Origin of the sequence: Pseudomonas guariconensis (assembly GCF_024127895.1) — a bacterium.
In the GTDB taxonomy this organism is placed as follows: domain Bacteria; phylum Pseudomonadota; class Gammaproteobacteria; order Pseudomonadales; family Pseudomonadaceae; genus Aquipseudomonas; species Aquipseudomonas guariconensis_B.
Genome location: NZ_JAMYBK010000021.1, coordinates 56,670 through 73,254, shown reverse-complemented (window position 1 = coordinate 73,254; position 16,585 = coordinate 56,670). Strand labels below are relative to the sequence as shown.

Annotated in this window: 13 protein-coding genes; 3 read left to right on the top strand and 10 right to left on the bottom strand. The window is 62.7% G+C overall.

Translation table 11 applies throughout. From position 1 onward, the window contains the following. Positions 1-172: 172 nt before the first annotated feature. The gene (locus NJF35_RS19360) at positions 173-1,048 is read right to left on the bottom strand and encodes a LysR family transcriptional regulator (protein WP_253080711.1); all 876 of its coding nucleotides are present in this window, start codon (positions 1,046-1,048) and stop codon (positions 173-175) included. Between the two features lie 83 nt (positions 1,049-1,131). Here NJF35_RS19360 and NJF35_RS19355 point away from each other — a divergent pair, with 83 nt between their 5' ends. Then, complete coding sequence (locus NJF35_RS19355) at positions 1,132-2,064, top strand: DMT family transporter (protein ID WP_253080710.1); 933 nt, start codon at positions 1,132-1,134, stop codon at positions 2,062-2,064. 79 nt (positions 2,065-2,143) lie between these two features. Here the strand turns inward: NJF35_RS19355 and NJF35_RS19350 are convergent, their stop codons facing one another. Both NJF35_RS19350 and NJF35_RS19345 read right to left on the bottom strand, forming a co-directional pair. Beyond that, on the bottom strand, positions 2,144-3,091 hold the full coding sequence (locus NJF35_RS19350) for a LysR family transcriptional regulator (protein WP_253080709.1): 948 nt from the start codon (positions 3,089-3,091) through the stop codon (positions 2,144-2,146). 29 nt (positions 3,092-3,120) lie between these two features. Then, on the bottom strand, positions 3,121-3,963 hold the full coding sequence (locus tag NJF35_RS19345; protein ID WP_253080708.1) for an aldo/keto reductase: 843 nt from the start codon (positions 3,961-3,963) through the stop codon (positions 3,121-3,123). Between the two features lie 356 nt (positions 3,964-4,319). Between NJF35_RS19345 and NJF35_RS19340 the strand changes: the two genes are divergently transcribed. Together NJF35_RS19340 and NJF35_RS19335 are read left to right on the top strand one after the other, a co-directional pair. Then, positions 4,320-5,348: an efflux RND transporter periplasmic adaptor subunit gene (locus tag NJF35_RS19340; protein ID WP_253091386.1), complete on the top strand. Its 1,029-nt coding sequence runs from the start codon at positions 4,320-4,322 to the stop codon at positions 5,346-5,348. A 12-nt stretch (positions 5,349-5,360) separates the two neighbouring features. Next, positions 5,361-8,531, top strand: coding sequence for an efflux RND transporter permease subunit (locus tag NJF35_RS19335; protein WP_253091385.1), 3,171 nt, complete (start codon positions 5,361-5,363; stop codon positions 8,529-8,531). Positions 8,532-8,592: 61 nt separating this feature from the next. On the opposite strand, the gene NJF35_RS19330 is transcribed toward NJF35_RS19335, so the two are convergent. From NJF35_RS19330 to NJF35_RS19300, 7 genes are all read right to left on the bottom strand, one after another. Further along, complete coding sequence (locus NJF35_RS19330) at positions 8,593-10,599, bottom strand: NAD-binding protein (protein WP_253080705.1); 2,007 nt, start codon at positions 10,597-10,599, stop codon at positions 8,593-8,595. 185 nt (positions 10,600-10,784) lie between these two features. Further along, complete coding sequence (locus NJF35_RS19325) at positions 10,785-12,020, bottom strand: acetyl-CoA hydrolase/transferase family protein (protein ID WP_253080704.1); 1,236 nt, start codon at positions 12,018-12,020, stop codon at positions 10,785-10,787. Between the two features lies 1 nt (position 12,021). Beyond that, on the bottom strand, positions 12,022-13,218 hold the full coding sequence (locus NJF35_RS19320) for an acetyl-CoA C-acetyltransferase (protein WP_253080703.1): 1,197 nt from the start codon (positions 13,216-13,218) through the stop codon (positions 12,022-12,024). Positions 13,219-13,232: 14 nt separating this feature from the next. Next, the gene (locus NJF35_RS19315) at positions 13,233-14,162 is read right to left on the bottom strand and encodes an electron transfer flavoprotein subunit alpha/FixB family protein (protein WP_253080702.1); all 930 of its coding nucleotides are present in this window, start codon (positions 14,160-14,162) and stop codon (positions 13,233-13,235) included. Then, the gene (locus NJF35_RS19310) at positions 14,163-14,912 is read right to left on the bottom strand and encodes an electron transfer flavoprotein subunit beta/FixA family protein (RefSeq protein WP_253080701.1); all 750 of its coding nucleotides are present in this window, start codon (positions 14,910-14,912) and stop codon (positions 14,163-14,165) included. It abuts the gene before it with no gap. Then, positions 14,909-15,739 carry an HpcH/HpaI aldolase/citrate lyase family protein gene (locus NJF35_RS19305; protein WP_253080700.1) on the bottom strand — a complete coding sequence of 277 codons (831 nt, stop codon included), beginning with the start codon at positions 15,737-15,739 and terminating at the stop codon, positions 14,909-14,911. Before NJF35_RS19305 ends, NJF35_RS19310 begins: the two co-directional genes overlap by 4 nt. Further along, on the bottom strand, positions 15,733-16,581 hold the full coding sequence (locus tag NJF35_RS19300) for a MaoC family dehydratase N-terminal domain-containing protein (RefSeq protein WP_253080699.1): 849 nt from the start codon (positions 16,579-16,581) through the stop codon (positions 15,733-15,735). The genes NJF35_RS19305 and NJF35_RS19300 overlap by 7 nt, the downstream gene beginning before the upstream one ends. Positions 16,582-16,585: the final 4 nt, after the last annotated feature.

Below are 16,585 nucleotides of genomic sequence, written 5' to 3'. Positions count from 1 at the left end.
TACGTCGCTGCTTGCTCATCAGGCACCTTTCTCACTGCGAGGATTTTCGCCTGAATCGGTGCCCGGGATCAGTAGATCCACTACTGTCGCGCGCGCAGCGCCAAGGCCTCCGGCGCGAAGTTCCTCGACGCCGTCGCCTGCTCGCGCCCGCGTATCCATCTCGAATACCTGCTCAGTTCCCCGCTCCGCCAGACAATCTGAGCGTCCTGATCAGAAGGTCCCTGAGGCTGTCCACAGCCTTGGAGTTTTGCGAAGCCCGGCTCCGGTAGACGGCCACTTCGACTGGCTCCAGTGGCCCCAGGCCATGTTCACGCCCCAGTATCTGCAAATGATCTGGAACGCAGCAGCGGGTCAGTACCGCTACGGCCAATCCGCTTTCGACGGCAGCGAACTGCCCCGCCAGGCTGGAACTGTTGTAAACCACCTTATAACGACGCCCTTGCAAGGCGAGGGAGTTGATCGCGTTGCGGCGTGCCAGGTTGGCGGACTCATAAACCGCAATCGGCAATGGATCCCGGCGCCACAGCTCGAATTGCGCAGAGCCCACCCACACCAGGGGTTCATGAAAGAGAAAAGTGCCACGCCGGGCGTGGTCGCGAGAAACCAGGGCAAGATCCAGATCCCCGCTTGCCACACGGGGGATCAGTGCTGACGACTGTTCGCAATTCAGCTCAATCTCCACGCCACCGTGACGCGGCGCGAAACGCTTGAGCACCGGTGTGAGGTACCTGGTGGCATAGTCGTCGGGCACGCCGAGACGGATGCGGCCGGTAAGTTCTTCACCGTGAAACGCAACCTTGGCCTCCTCGTGCAGGTCCAGCATGCGCCGGGCATACCCCAGGAGCTTCTGCCCGTCGGCGGTCAGCTCAAGGTGCCGAGGGCCTCGTATCAGCAACTGCCGACCGATGGCGCTCTCCAGTTTCTTGATTTGCATGCTCACCGCCGACTGGGAGCGATGGACTTCTTCAGCCGCGCTCGACAACGAGCCCATGTCGACGGCCGAGACGAAACATTTGAGCCAGTCGATCTGCAAGTCACGCTGCACCATTGCCACAACCTTTCGAAAATCGAATACGTATCCACAATATTATTCGCTTCTCGTAATACCGACCCGGTTTCATGCTGTGCGGCATGAAAACATCCGATCAGCTCGCAACTCATCAGCCCATCGCCGGCTACCTCGGCGCCCGGGGCCAGCTCGAAAACAAGGGTACCCTGGCCTTCCTTCTGGGCAGCCTTGCCCTCAGCACCGTTGGCATCTTCGTGCACGAGGCTGGCACCGACCCGCTGACCGCTACGTGGTTCCGCTGTGCCTTCGGCCTGCTCGGTCTCACCCTCTGGGCGGCATGGCGCCGGCAACTCAGTGATCTGCAGCTATTCCGCGCTCCCGGCTTCGCGGTTCTTGCCGCGGGCGTGCTGATGGTGGCGGCCTGGGGACTGTTCTTCGCGTCCATCGAGTACATATCCGTCGGCATTGCTACGGTGCTGTTCCATGTACAGCCGCTTTGGGTCCTGCTGCTGGGTGCCTTCTACCTGAAAGAGCCAGTCGCCAGGCGACGCATCGCCGCGGTGCTGGTCGCCATGCTTGGCTTGATATTGGCAACCGGGATACTCGAACACCTTTCACTGTTCGGCTCGGAGCGGACCATCCAGGCCACTTACTGGCTGGGCGTAGCCTTCTGCCTGTTCGGAGCGCTTTGTACCGCATGCGTCACCATCATCGCCCGGCAGGTACGCCACACGCCTGCCGGTACGCTTGCCTGGTGGCAGTGCACAGTCGGAGCAATCGCCTTGCTCCCATGGCCCGTGCTCAATGGCTGGCCGGAAATGGGAGTTTCCTGGGCCTGGCTGTCTGGGCTTGGGCTGATTCATACGTCCCTGGCCTATGGGCTCATCTATGCCGGCATGGCACATCTGAATACCGACAGGATCGCGGTCTATCAGTTTTTCTATCCGGCAGTCGCCATCATCATCGACTGGCTGTTTTACGGGCAGAGCCTGGGTGGCTTGCAGTTGATCGGCATCGCGATCATGGCGGTTGCGATCTGGCATGCCGAGCGGTAGCCGGGCCAGCGTCGGACAGCCCTCTGACGGCAGTGGTGGCAAATGCCGCCCCGGGGATTCCCTCCGACCTACAACGGCTCTACTGGCGATCCGTCATTTCAAGGCTTTCCCGGGCGGGGAGCTTCCACTGTGGTGCCATTTCTGCGACGCGACGGGCAATCCAGTCGCTGAAAGCGCGCACCGTTGGGGAGAGGTGGCGATTCTTGGGGTAGATGATCGACAGCGGCACAGTCGGTGCGGTAAGCCCCGGCAGAACCTGTCGCAGTTGACCGCTGCGAAGGTAAGGGATCACCAGGTAGCTTGCTGCGCGTACCAGTCCAAGCCCTTCCAGGCCACACGCGAGATAGGTATCGGTGTCGTTGACGGTTATCCGTTCCTCGATCTGGGCTGATGCTTCCTCCCCGTCGATCACGAAGCTCCAGTGAGCCCGACGACCGCTGCGATTGGACAGGAAGCCCACGGCATGATGGTGGCGGAGGTCATCCAGGGATCGGGGCTCGCCGTGTGCCTTCAAGTAGGCAGGCGAGGCGCAGGTGATCCACTCGAAGCCTGCTATGCGCCTCGCAACCAGTGTCGCGGAATCCTGGGGTACGCCAGCCCGGATGACGCAGTCGACCCCCTCCTGCACAAGGTCTATGGTCCGGTCGCCAAGAGACAGGGTGATCTCCACGTCGGGATAGTCAGCCAGGAATTCCCCGATAGCCGGTACCACGAACAGGCGCGCGAAGGATGAGGTCATGTCCACCCGCAGCTTGCCTCGGGGCCGGCCAGCCCCCGGGAAGGAGGACTCGACGCGCTCGATTTCGGCCAGCAGCCTGCGGCAGTGGTCGTAGTAGAGGCTACCATCCGGGGTAAGGCTGATGTGACGAGTGGTCCGCTGCAATAGCCGGACGCCAAGGAAGGTTTCAAGCTCCTTGATGATGCGTGTCACGGTAGAAGCGGGCATCTCCAGGCTATCGGCTGCCTTGCTGAAACTGTGCACTTCAACGACGCGGCAATACACCTGCATAGCCTGGAGTCGATCCATTTCTCTTGATCCTTACCGCATTACGGAAGTCAGAAATCGGCAGTCTCGGGGTCCGGGCCGAGCCTGCCGCCCACCCTGTCCAGCCTGGCCATGCGCGCCAGGTCCTCGTCATCCAGGGAGAAGTCGAACAGCTGACAGTTTTCCTCGATTCGCGCCGTTCGAGCGGACCTGGAGATTAGCATCAGGCCGTTGTCCAGGTGCCAGCGCAGAATGACCTGTGCCGGGGTCTTGCAGTGCTTGGCGGCCAACTCCAGCACCAGTGGATCATTCAGCGGACTCTCCGGTTTGTCTTTCCAGAGGCCAAGCGGACTCCAGGACTGGGTTGCGATACCGTTCCGTGCATGGAATTGACGAAGCGCCCGTTGCTGGAAATAAGGATGCAGCTCGACCTGGTTCAGCGCCGGGATGACGCCCGTTTCATCGATCAGCTGCTGCAGTTGCGGGATAGCGAAATTGCACACGCCTATGGCCTTCGCAAGACCTTCCTCCCTGATCCGGATCAGGGCGCGCCAGGTATCCACGTAAGCATTACGAATGCGCGACGGCCAATGGATGAGATAAAGATCCACATAGTCGAGGCCGAGGCGCTCGAGGCTCGCGTCGAAGGCGCGAAGCGTCAGGTCATGACCGTGATGGGTGTTCCATACCTTGGTCGCCACGAAAATCTCTTCCCTCGGAACCCCAGCGGCCCGGATACCCGCCCCGACGCCGGCTTCGTTGTAGTAAGCCTCCGCCGTGTCGATCAACCGGTACCCCCTGCCAATGGCATGGGCAACCAGCTCGGAGCTGTCCTGCGCATCGACTTGCCATAGACCGTAACCCAACCTCGGGACGCGGATGCCATCGTGCAGAACGTGAACAAGGGAGTTCATGATTTTGAGCCTCGTCGGGAATGGGAGGCTGGTCAAACTACCCCAATCACTGGCGATTATTATTCCATTTACAAGAAATGAGTATTTCGATACGCCTTTGCCCAAGCGTTCACCGCCTTGTCCTGCCCCGATTATTCCATTACTGCGAAAAGTAAAAGCCGAATTCGAATCTATATCCATGGGCTCCCCTGGCAGAGACTGCGCCGAGATTTATGGTTTCGCAGGGACATGCCATGTTCATTTCAATCAAAGGTCGAGTTTCCTTCTTGGTCGGGCTTTTCGGCGTGGCCATCCTTGCCCTGGGGGGATATGCCCTCTTCGGCAAGGCAGTCTCACAGGCCGAACCGGCAGAACCCGTGAGCGTGGAGGTTCGCGCCGCCGCCAGCAGGCAGGTCAGCGAATGGGCCGAGTACTCCGGGCGCCTGGAGGCAATCGAGCACGTCGAGATCCGTCCCCGGGTTGCAGGTACCTTGCTGGCCGTGCATTTCCGCGACGGGCAGTTGGTGCGCAAGGGCGACGTGCTGTTCACCCTCGATCCGGCGCCCTTCAGGGCCGAACTCAAACGCGCCGAGGCGGTGTTGGCCCAGGCCCTGGAACGCCAGCGATTCACCGCCAGGGAGCTGGAGCGAGGCCAGCGCCTGCTCAAGGCAAACGCCATTGCCAAGCGCGACTTTGACGCGCTGGAAAATGCCGCCCTGGAAGCACGCACGTCGGTACAGGCCGCCAGGGCCGTAGTCGAACGCGCCCGCCTGGACGTCGACTACACCCGCATCACAGCGCCGATCGCCGGGCGCATTTCCCGTCCGGAAATCACGGCCGGCAACGAGGTGAAGGCTGGCGGCGATGCGCCGCCCCTGACCTCCATCGTCAACCTCGATCCCCTGTATGCCGCCTTCACCATCGATGAGCGGACCTACCTGCGCTACGTCAGCGCACGTCGCGGTACGGACCCACTGCAGGTACAGGCAGGCCTGGCAGGCGAGGACGGCTATCCCCATGCCGGCCAGCTGTATTCCCTGGACAACCAGCTCGACACCCGCACCGGCACCCTGCGCGTCCGCGCGCTGCTGGCGAACCCTGACGGTCGCCTGGTACCCGGTCTGCAGGCCCGGGTACGCATACAGGTCAGCGATCCGTACCCGGCCACGCTGGTGGACGAGGCGGTGATCGCGACCGATCAGGACCGCCGCTTCGTGCTGCTGGTCGGCAAGGACAACCGGGTCGAGCACCGACGCCTGGAGCTTGGCAGCAGGCAGGGCGACCAGCGGGTCGTGCTCAAGGGGCTTGCGCCAGGCGAACGGGTGATCGTCGAGGGAGCTCAGCGCGTCAGGCCCGGTGATCTTGTCCGGGTGGTGCAAGCCGCACCGGCCCTGGCCAGCGAGTAGGAGGGAATGCCGATGAACCTGTCCCGCTTCTTCATCGACCGGCCGATCTTCGCCGGCGTGGTCTCTGCGCTGATCCTCATCGCCGGTGCCATCGCCATGTTCAACCTGCCCGTCTCCGAGTATCCCCAGGTGGTGCCGCCTTCCATCGTCGTGCATGCCCAGTACCCGGGCGCCAACGCAACAACCCTGGCACAGACGGTGGCCGCCCCTATCGAGGAGGAGGTCAACGGGGTCGAGAACATGCTCTACATGCAGTCGCTGGCCAATGCCGACGGCAACCTCTACCTGACGGTGACCTTCAAGCTGGGGACCGATCCGGACCAGGCCCTGCAGTGGGTGCGCAACCGTGTCGAGCAGGCGGTGCCACGTCTGCCAGAGGACGTGCAGCGCCTGGGTGTGACCACCATCAAGAGTTCGCCGAACATCACCCTGGCCGTGCATCTGGTTTCGCCCGGAGGCGAGTATGACGCCAATTACCTGAGTAACTATGCCATTCGGCATGTCCGTGACCGGCTCGCCCGCATAGACGGGGTGGGCCAGGTCAATCTCTGGGGCCCGGGCGCCTATGCCATGCGCATCTGGCTCGACCCGGAGGCCGTGGCCGCGCGCGGTCTAACCGCTGCCGAAGTCGTGGCGGCGATCCGCGAGCAGAATGCCCAGGCCGCCGTGGGCAGCATCGGCATGGCGCCGATGATCGAGAGCGCCCCTTTCCAGCTGTCGGTCACGGCAGATGGCCGCCTGCGCAGCGTCGAGGAGTTCGGCGACATCATCCTGCACGCCGAGCATGATGGCCGTACCACGCGGCTGCGTGACGTGGCCCGCATCGAGCTGGCCGCCCAGGAATATGGCGTGCGCGCCTACCTGGGCAAGGGCGCGGCCGTACCGCTGGCAATCATGGAGGCGCCGGGAGCCAACGCCCTGGATATCGCCGCCCGCGTCCAGGCCACCATGGAGGAGCTGAAGGCCCAGTTCCCCGCCGGGCTGGATTACCACATCGTCTACAACCCCACCCGCTCCGTGCAGGCGAGCATCGACGCCGTGGTCAAGACACTGTTCGAGGCCATCGTCCTCGTGGTGATCGTGGTGTTCCTGTTCCTGCAGACCTGGCGGGCATCGATCATCCCGCTCCTGGCCGTGCCCGTGTCCATTGTCGGCACCATGGCCTGCCTGTACCTGTTCGGTTTCTCCATCAACGCCCTGAGCCTGTTCGGCCTGGTGCTGGCCATCGGCATCGTGGTGGACGACGCCATCGTGGTGGTGGAGAACGTCGAACGGAACATCGAGCTGGGCCACTCCCCGCGCGAGGCGACCTACCTGGCCATGCGCGAGGTGAGCGGCCCCATCATCGCCATCGCCCTGACTCTGGTGGCGGTATTCGTGCCCCTGGCCTTCCTATCCGGGCTGACCGGACGCTTCTACCAGCAATTTGCGGTGACCATCGCCGTGTCCACCGTACTGTCGGCCATCAACTCGCTGACCCTGTCGCCGGCGCTGTCCGCGCTCCTGCTCAAGCCCCACGGTGCGCAGACGGATTGGCTGTCGCGGGCGATGCATCGGGCGTTCGGCAGCTTCTTCAAGCGCTTCAATCGCACCTTCAATCGCGGTTCGGAGCGCTACGGTCAAGGTGTGGCGCGCCTGGCCGGGCGCAAGAGTCTGGTAATGGTGATCTATGCAGCACTGCTGGGGGTTACCGTGTTCCTCGGGAATGTCGTTCCGGGTGGCTTCGTTCCCGCCCAGGACAAGGAGTACCTGATCAGCTTCGTACAGCTGCCTGCCGGCTCCACCCTGAACCGCACCGATGCGGTGCTGGAGAAGATGACAGAGATCGCCCTGGTTGAGCCGGGCGTGGCCTCCACCTCGTCCTATGCCGGCCTCTCGATCAACGGAACCACCACCAGCTCCAGTTCAGGACTGTCGTTCATCCTCCTCAAACCCTTCGAAGAACGTAAGGGGTTGAGTGCCGACGACATCGCCTCGTCGCTCAATGCCAAGTACGCGGGGCTTGAGAAGGCGAGCTTCGCGGCAGTCTTCCCGGCACCGCCGGTCATGGGCATCGGCTCGCTGGGTGGCTTCAAGCTGCAACTGGAGGATCAGGGAAACCTGGGCTACGACGCCCTCTACAAGGCCACTCAGGACTTTATCGCCGAAGCCGCCAGGCAGCCGGAACTGACTCCGCTGTTCACAACCTATCAGATCAATGTGCCACAGCTGCGCATCGAGGTGGATCGTCCGAAGGCCAAGCAACTGGGGATTTCCGTCCGCGAGGTGTTCCAGACACTGCAGATCTACCTGGGTTCGTTCTACGTCAATGACTTCAACCTGCTCGGACGTGTCTACCAGGTTCGCGTGCAGGCTGACGCGCCACATCGCGCGCACCCGGAGGACATCCTCCAGCTGAAGACCCGCGCAGCCGATGGCCAGATGGTTCCGTTTTCGGCCTTCGCAAGCGTCGAGCAAATCTATGGCCCAGAGCTTGTGACCCGTTACAACGGTTTCACGGCAGCGGACCTGAGTGGCGCGCCGGCACCGGGATACTCGTCCTCACAGGCGATGGCCGCCATCGAGCGCGTTGCCGCCAAGACGCTTCCGCCGGGCATCGGCTATGAATGGACCGACCTGACCTACCAGCAGATCATCGCCGGGAATAGCGCCTTGTGGATCTTCCCGCTCTGTGTGTTGCTGGTCCTGCTGGTGCTGGCCGCCCAGTACGAGAGCCTCACCCTGCCGCTTTCGGTCATCCTGATCGTGCCAATGAGCGTGTTCTCGGCATTGCTGGGCGTCTGGCTGACGGCGGGCGACAACAACATCTTCACTCAGATCGGGCTGATCGTCCTGGTCGGCTTGGCTTCGAAGAACGCCATTCTCATCGTCGAGTTCGCCCGGGAGCTGGAAATCGCCGGCCGCTCCACCCTGGATGCCGTGCTGGAAGCCTGCCGACTGCGCCTGCGCCCGATCCTGATGACCTCGCTGGCCTTCATCATGGGGGTGGTACCCCTGGTCGTCTCCCAGGGGGCCGGTGCGGAAATGCGCCAGGCCATGGGGATCTCGGTGTTCTTCGGGATGCTCGGCGTCACCTTCTTCGGGTTGTTCCTGACGCCGGTGTTCTACATGGTCATGCGTAGCTCGTCGGGCCGGCCATTGCGTTCCATCAGGAGCTGGAGTGACGGTGCCCAGGCGCATTGAGCGCAATACGCGGGCATGCCTGTGCAGGCCCCAGGAGGCCCCGGTCACCGGGGCCTCCACATCACATGTTGTGCCACAAGGCCTCGATGCTTCTATCCACGATGGCTCTTGCGCAAAGATGACCTTCGCGCATGGCGCCGACCAGATCGCGCGGAGACAGTGCATCCCCGACCACATAGACCTGCGGAATGACCTCGGACAGCTCGTCCCAGAGTGTCCGCAGCGGATCACGATAGGCCACCAGGACGGTGCAATCCGCCGGGATGATTTCTGGCCTTATGCCATCAATGGGACGCACCTCCACTCCCTCCTTATGGATTGCCAGAAGCAGGGAACTGGTGAGGATGCGGAAATTGCCCATTGAATAGAATCGACGCAAAGCCGCCTGGGTCCTCCCGGTCTTGTCTATCTCTGGAGCAAAGGAGCCATGACGAGTCACATAGGTAACATCCAGACCGTGCTCCAACAGCATCTCGCAGCATCCGATGGCCTCGTAGTGGCCGATGTCGTCAAACACCACGGCTCTTCTCCCCAGTTGGCCATGCGTACCCAGAACCAGTTCTTCCGACATGATGACATTCGCACCAGTCTCGATATGAACCTTCAGATGTGGCGTAGCTGTTTGTACGAATGACTCGGGGCAGGAGGACATCGACCCCGTAGCGACTATCAGGACGTCGGGGTGCATGGCCAGCACCTCACTGCCTTCGACATAGGTGGACAACCTGACCTTCACCCCCAGTCGGTAGATTTCCCGTTCCAGCCAGTTGGTCAGGTCGCCAATGCCGTGGTTCTTAGGTAGATGCCTGGCCAGATTGATCTGTCCTCCCAGCCTGGAGGAGGCTTCCACCAGAGTGACATCATGCCCATGCAAAGCTGCAACCCGCGCAGCCTCCATCCCCGCCGGCCCACCGCCTACCACCACAACCGACTTCGGCAAATCGACCTTGGTGATCAGTCGCTCGGACAACGTCGACTCATAGCCAACCACCGGATTCACCGTACAGCTCATTCGTCCAGAGAACAGGCCGCCGATGCACCCCTGGTTGCATGCGATGCAGGGGCGAACCTCCAGCGCTTTTCCCTCCAGCTCCTTCTGTATCAAGCAAGGATCCGCGATGGTCGCACGAACCAAGTTGACCATCTCCGCATCGCCAGACCGGAGCGTTTGCTCCACGTCATCCAGCGTGCCGAAACGGCCGACAACAATGCGCGGAACAGTGACGCCCTTGCTCACTTCACGCGCGACATCGAGCTGGTAGGCAACCGGCCGATCCATTGCCGCGTAACGCTCCACATGGAAGTAGTAATCGCCCTGGGCAATATTCACGAAGTCGATCAGTCCCTTGGCCTGCAAATACAGGATTCCGGCATTAACCTCGGCCGCCGAGAGAATGGACGGATCGCTGCTGGCGCCCATGCGCACACCGAGTGCGAAAGTGCTCGGTGCGCTTTCCCGGATATCGGTCAGCAACTCGACCAGAAAACGCATCCGATTCTCGAAACAGCCGCCGTAGGCATCTGTACGAGTATTCAAGGTCGGGGAAAGGAACTGTGAAATCAGATAGCCAGCGCCCGCCAGCACCTCTCCGCCTTCGATGCCTGCCTTTGCCAACCTGGCGGCGGCCGCACCGTAGGCGCGAACCAGTTCGGCAATCTGCCTGGTGCTCATCGCCACAGGAGGCATTCTCGCGTAACGGCCAGGCAGGTTTGTAACTGACCAGGGTGGCCCGCCGTTAGGCGCGGGCTCCACATTGCCGCCATGCCAGAGCTGCTGGAACAGTTTCATACCGGTTGGCTGGATCGCTTCTACCAGCTTGCGTAAAGGCTCGATACCCGAGTCATCGGCAAGCGAGAGGGAAAAGCAGGAGGAGCGGTGCACGGACACACCTTCCAGGATCGTCAGGCCAACGCCTCCCCTCGCCCGCTCCAGGTGATAGTCGATATGGGCCTCATTCACCTGACCGCGTGAAAACAGCGTCGCGTGAGCCGTACGAACCAAGCGATTGGGGATGGTGACGGGCCCGATATTCAAGGGGGACTGAGTGAGTCGGTACTTTGTTGTCACAGGCACTCCTCGACTTTCCGAGCTTGTTCTTGTTGTGCTTTTGTATGCCTGCAGAGCGGCCGGACCAACCATGAAAACTCAACCGTGCCGCCCTGTGAAATCAGCGGAAGAGGTACTCATTCGAAAGGCGGCCAATCAAGCTGCGCCTGCAACGAGCCCCCTTCCACTGGGTGCTACAACACTCGTCAGAGATTTGCCTCCAATGCCAGGGCATCCCGGAAATCCGGATGGGCAATCTCGATCATGCGTCTCGCCCGCTCGCGTAAATTGCAGCCGCGTAGATCAGCTACCCCGAACTCGGTCACGATGAGTCCGGCATCCGCCCGTGGCGTGCTGACCGGCCCCGACAGGCTTGCGGTAATCCTGCTCTGCTTGCCTCCCAGTGCAGTGGCCGGCAAAGCGATAATCGGCAACCCGCCTCGCGAAGCATGGGCTCCTCGCTGGAAATCCATGGCTCCGCCTACTGCGCCTACATAAACGCCTCCGGCAACTTCTGCGTTGATCTGGCCGGTCAGATCCACTTCGATCGCAGAGTTGATGGTGACCAGGTGGTCCAGGCTGCCTAGCACTTCCAGCGAATGCGTATAGTCCGTCGAGCGCAATTGAATGTTGCGGTTGAGATGGGCATAACGGTAAATGCGCTCTCCTCCGAACAGCACACCCGCTACGGTAATGCCAGTATCACGGGCCTTGCGCGCATTGGTGATAACGCCTGCCTCCATCAGGTCCGCTACCTTGTTGCCAATGGCCCCGGAATGAATCCCCAGGTCGCGATGAGAGCGCAGGCAATCGAGCACCGCCTCGGGCAGACTTCCCAGCCCCAATTGCAGGGTTGAGCCATCCTCTACCAAACCTCCGATATGCCGTGCGATGGCCTGTTCCACCTCGCCAGCCGCGGCGCCAGGAACTTCCAGTAGCGGCCGGTCGCTACGCACCAGCACGTCAATGTCGTGGAGTTCCAGGCTTTCGCCGTAAACCCAGGGCGCCTGGGCGTTGACCTCGGCTATCACCAGCCGCGCAGACTTCACCAGCGGAACGAGATATTCGGCAGCGGCACTGAAACTGAAGCCGTCCGGCCCTTCTGCTACCTGTAGCAGCAGGACGTCGACAGGGGCCAGGGCCGCGGAGATCTGGGAGTAGTGGCATGGCAGGATTTCCAATGCCTGTTCACGCGCCAACCCCCGGTTCCGTGCCGCCCCACAATAAGACTGGTAGCGAACCTGTGAGGTATGAGCCATGGCAACGCTGTCAGCCAGGCTCATGCCGACAAAGACCGTGAATGGCCCAATGTTCTCACGCTGGGCCATCAGGCGTTCGGTCAAGGCTACCGGCTCGGCGCCGCCCTGCCCCCATACCACCCGATCCCCGGGACGGACCAGCGCGGAAAAATCCAGCACCTCCAGAGCAACTTCCTTCGCCATCTCAAACCCGCTCGAAGATCGCAGCCAGGCCCTGACCACCACCGATACACATGGTTTCCAGGGCGTAGCGGCCCTGGCGGCGCTGCAGCTCGTGCAGCAGGGAGGTCATGATGCGCATGCCGGTAGCCCCCACCGGGTGACCGAGCGATATCCCCGAACCGTTGACGTTCAAGCGTTCCGGATCATTCCACCCCCAGCCCTTGAGTACCGCCAGCACTTGGCAGGCGAAGGCTTCGTTGACTTCCACCAGGTCCATTTGCTCGAACCCCAGGCCGGTACGGGCGAACAGCTTCTGCACCGCCGGCACCGGCCCGATCCCCATGACGGCAGGTTCACAGCCCGCGGCAGCCCAGCCATGCAGATAGCCGATGGGCTCCAGCCCCAGCTCATCCAGCTTGTCCTCGGCCACAACCAGGCAGGCCGCTGCGGCATCATTCTGTTGAGAGGCATTGCCGGCAGTGACCGTGCCATCTTTCATGATCGGACGCAGGCCAGCCAGCTTCTCCACCGTGGTATCACCACGCACGCCTTCGTCCCGGCTCACAAGAAGAGGATCACCACGTCTCTGCGGCACGCTGATCGGAACGATCTCGGAGTCGAACCACCCGGCCTCCCAGGCTGCCGCAGCGCGCTGCTGGCTTCTTGCAGCAAAGGCATCGGCCTCCTCACGAGTGATGTTGTATTCGCGGGCCAGGTTCTCCGCAGTTTCGATCATCCCGGAGATATGCCCGAAGCGATGCTCCGGTTGCGAACGCTCGCGCCCGCGGTCCAGGCGGTCGTGCAGGGTCACTGAGCCCGCCCTGGTGCCCCAGCGCATGTCCGTGGTGTAGTACTCGATGTTGCTCATGCTCTCCACGCCACCGGCCAGCACCACATCGGCGGCACCGGTCTGCACCATCATCGCCGCGTTGATCAGGGCCTGCAGGCCGCCACCACAGCGGCGATCGAGCTGCATGCCCGGCACACCGACCGGCAGCCCCGCCTCCAAGGCGATCCAGCGGCCCACGCAGGGGGTTTCAGAGTTGGCGTAGGATTGGGCGAATACCACGTCATCGATACGCTCGGGGTCCAGCCTGGTCTGAGCCAGGATGGCTCGTACGACTTCCGCCCCCAGGCGTTCCACCGGCACAGTGCGCAGACTGCCGCCAAAAGCCCCCACCGGAGTACGGCGAGGCGCCACTATCGCTGCTCTTCTCATCGTCATGTCCTCTCTCAGAGCGCTGCCTGCAGTTCCGGTACGGCTTCGAACAGGTCAGCCACCAGGCCGTAATCGGCCACCTGGAAGATCGGGGCTTCCTCGTCCTTGTTGATGGCGACGATGACCTTGGAGTCCTTCATGCCAGCCAGGTGCTGGATGGCACCGGAGATGCCCACGGCGATGTACAGCTGCGGCGCGACGATCTTGCCGGTCTGGCCGACCTGCATGTCGTTCGGCACGAAGCCGGCGTCGACGGCTGCGCGGGACGCACCCACGGCGGCGCCCAGCTTGTCAGCCAGGGCGTAGAGGTGCTTGAAGTTGTCGCCGTTCTGCATGCCACGGCCGCCGGAGATGACGATCTTGGCTGCGGTCAGTTCCGGACGGTCGGACTTGGCCAGCGACTCAAAGACAAAGGCGGAGGTGCCAGCGTCGGTGACGGTGCCGACGGCCTCGATGGCAGCAGCGCCGCCTTCAGCGGCAGCGGCATCGAAACCGGTGGTACGCACGGTGATCACCTTCACCGCAGCCGAGGACTGCACGGTGGCGATGGCGTTGCCAGCGTAGATCGGACGCTTGAAGGTGTCGGCGCTTTCGACGGCGATGATCTCGGAGATCTGATCAACGTCCAGCAGGGCAGCGACGCGCGGCAGGTAGTTCTTGCCGTTGGTGGTCGCCGGGGCCAGCACGTGGCTGTAGCCCTTGCCCAGCTCCGCAACCAGCGGCGCGACGTTTTCCGGCAGCTGATGCGCGTAGGCGGCGTTGTCGGCGACCAGCACCTTGGACACGCCGGCGATCTTGGCAGCGGCTTCGGCGGCAGCGCCGACACCCTGGCCAGCGACCAGCACATGGATGTCACCACCGATCTTCTGGGCGGCGGTCACGGTGTTGAGGGTGGCGGCTGCCAGGGCGGCGTTAGTGTGTTCAGCAACAACCAGGATAGCCATTTAGATTACCTTCGCCTCGTTCTTCAGTTTGTCGACCAGTTCAGCCACGGACTTGACCTTGATACCAGCCTGGCGGGCGGCCGGTGCTTCAACTTTCAGGGTCTTGACGGTGGACGCGGTGGAAACACCCAGGGCGTCCGGAGTCACCACGTCCAGCGGCTTCTTCTTGGCTTTCATGATGTTCGGCAGCGACGCGTAGCGCGGCTCGTTCAGGCGCAGGTCGGTGGTCACGATCGCCGGCAGGTTCAGCGCAACGGTCTGCAGACCGCCGTCGATTTCACGGGTGACGTTGACCTTGTCGCCAGCAACGATGACCTTGGAGGCAAAGGTGCCCTGGGCATAGCCGGTGAGGGCGCCGAGCATCTGGCCGGTCTGGTTGTTGTCGCTATCGATGGCCTGCTTGCCGAGGATGACCAGCTGCGGCTGTTCCTTCTCGACCACGGCCTTCAGCAGCTTGGCCACGGCCAGGGAGTTCAGCTCGTCATTGCTTTCCACCAGGATGGCGCGGTCGGCGCCCAGGGCCAGGGCCGTACGCACCTGCTCCTGGGCGGTGTTCGGGCCGATGGTGACGACGACGATTTCACTCGCTACACCCTGCTCTTTCAGGCGGACGGCTTCTTCCACGGCAATTTCGCAGAAGGGGTTCATCGACATCTTCACGTTGGCAAGGTCGACGCCGGAGTTGTCCGCCTTGACGCGGACCTTGACGTTGTAGTCGACCACTCGCTTTACGGCGACGAGGATTTTCATGCTTCGGATACTCCAGTGACGCTGGAACGGGAAAGGATGCGGCGGGCGCGCTCAATCAGTGGACGATCGACCATGGCGCCATCTACCTGAACGGCTGCGCCACTGCGGGCTGCCTCCATTACGGCGTGAGCCCAGGCCACTGATCTGGCATCTGGCAGGAAGGCTTCACGAATAGGCCCGATCTGTCTGGGGTGAATCGCCAACTTGCCACCGAACCCCAGGGCAGAGGCGATGGCAGCATCGGCACCAATCTGTTCGGGGTCATCGAGACTGGTAGTGACGCCATCCAGTGGCGCCGGAAGACCGGCTAGACGCGACTGCAACACCAGAGCGCCCCGGCAGTAGGCAAGGGCTTCCCAGCTCGGCTGGCAGCCCAGGTCCAGGGCCAGGTCCAGTGAGCCGAAGGCTGCCTGTACCACCCCCGGCGCCTGGAGCAGGCCCGCGAGATCGTGGAATGCTCGGGCCGTCTCTACCAAGGCGATGACTGGTACCTGGCGCCCCAATATGTGATGCACAAGACGGATGTCGGCAGCGGTTTCTGCCTTGGCCAGCATCAGTGCATCGATTCGGGCATCGTGCAGCGCGGCCAGATCGGCCCGGAAGTCTTCGGAACTCACCGCGTTGACGCGCACGATGACCGTCACTCCGTCGATCCGGTGATTGGCAACGGCCTCGCGGGCTGCCTCACGGGCAGCGGGTGCCACGGCGTCCTCAAGATCGAGGATGACAGCATCCGCGCCGCTGGCAGCGGCCTTGGCAAAGCGCTCGGGACGGTCGCCGGGAACGAACAGTGGTGTCAATGGCGGACGAAAAGGCGAGCTCAGCATGTTGCGCTCGCCTCCATGTTGATCCGGCCATCAGCATCCTGGGTCCAGGCCTGCAGGCTGTCCCCCTTGTGCTGCCACGAAGCCGCCACGCGAAATGGGCGCCCGGCAATCAAGGGCGCCAGGCCACGATAGGCAAAACGCAGCGGTACCCGACCGGCATGGCTGGAGACCAGATTGAACAGCAGGCTGGCCTGCAGCGGCCCCTGCACCACCAACCCCGCGTAGCCTTCCTCGCCAGTGGCGTAGGGCAGATCGTAATGGATTCGGTGGGCATTGAAGGTCAGCGCCGAATAACGGAACAGCAGCGTCGGCGGGCTATCCACCCAGCTCTGGCGTTCGCCCTCGCGAGGCTCGCCGCCCCCCTGCGCTGCCGGCGCGCCCGAGGCAGCACTGCGATAGACGATGTCCTGGCGCTCGCGAATCGCCAAGGTTCCGCGTGCGAACAGCTCATGCTGGACAGCGACGAAGCACAGGCTGCCGGAACGACCCTCCTTGAAACGGATGTCGGTGACGGTCGACACCCGGCGGATAGGCTCGCCTATCGGCAGCGGCGCCAGGGTCTCGACCTCGCCCCCCGCCCACATGCGGCGCGGCAGCAGCACCGGAGGCAGAAAACCTCCCCGATGCGGATGGCCGTCTTCGCCCAGTTCCGCCATGGTCGCCAGGGCTGGAGTCGGCGCCAGGCACCAGTGCAGGCCAGGCGGCGCAAAGCCGTCGTTGTCCCAGAGATGAGGCGCCAGCGTGGCCCGGTACGCCTGGAGCATCTCGGCGGTGATCACCGCTTCGCACTCTTCGCGGCGCCCCAGCCAGGCCTTCAGCGGCTCCAGATCGGATTCGGTCATGGCG

What these genes read in the sequence shown, in the direction of transcription:
- NJF35_RS19360 (WP_253080711.1), bottom strand. Translation starts at nt 1,048, where the DNA reads ATGGTGCAGCGTGACTTGCAGATCGACTGGCTCAAATGTTTCGTCTCG.
- NJF35_RS19355 (WP_253080710.1), top strand. Translation starts at nt 1,132, where the DNA reads ATGAAAACATCCGATCAGCTCGCAACTCATCAGCCCATCGCCGGCTAC.
- NJF35_RS19350 (WP_253080709.1), bottom strand. Translation starts at nt 3,091, where the DNA reads ATGGATCGACTCCAGGCTATGCAGGTGTATTGCCGCGTCGTTGAAGTG.
- NJF35_RS19345 (WP_253080708.1), bottom strand. Translation starts at nt 3,963, where the DNA reads ATGAACTCCCTTGTTCACGTTCTGCACGATGGCATCCGCGTCCCGAGG.
- NJF35_RS19335 (WP_253091385.1), top strand. Translation starts at nt 5,361, where the DNA reads ATGAACCTGTCCCGCTTCTTCATCGACCGGCCGATCTTCGCCGGCGTG.
- NJF35_RS19325 (WP_253080704.1), bottom strand. Translation starts at nt 12,020, where the DNA reads ATGGCGAAGGAAGTTGCTCTGGAGGTGCTGGATTTTTCCGCGCTGGTC.
- NJF35_RS19320 (WP_253080703.1), bottom strand. Translation starts at nt 13,218, where the DNA reads ATGAGAAGAGCAGCGATAGTGGCGCCTCGCCGTACTCCGGTGGGGGCT.
- NJF35_RS19315 (WP_253080702.1), bottom strand. Translation starts at nt 14,162, where the DNA reads ATGGCTATCCTGGTTGTTGCTGAACACACTAACGCCGCCCTGGCAGCC.
- NJF35_RS19310 (WP_253080701.1), bottom strand. Translation starts at nt 14,912, where the DNA reads ATGAAAATCCTCGTCGCCGTAAAGCGAGTGGTCGACTACAACGTCAAG.
- NJF35_RS19305 (WP_253080700.1), bottom strand. Translation starts at nt 15,739, where the DNA reads ATGCTGAGCTCGCCTTTTCGTCCGCCATTGACACCACTGTTCGTTCCC.
- NJF35_RS19300 (WP_253080699.1), bottom strand. Translation starts at nt 16,581, where the DNA reads ATGACCGAATCCGATCTGGAGCCGCTGAAGGCCTGGCTGGGGCGCCGC.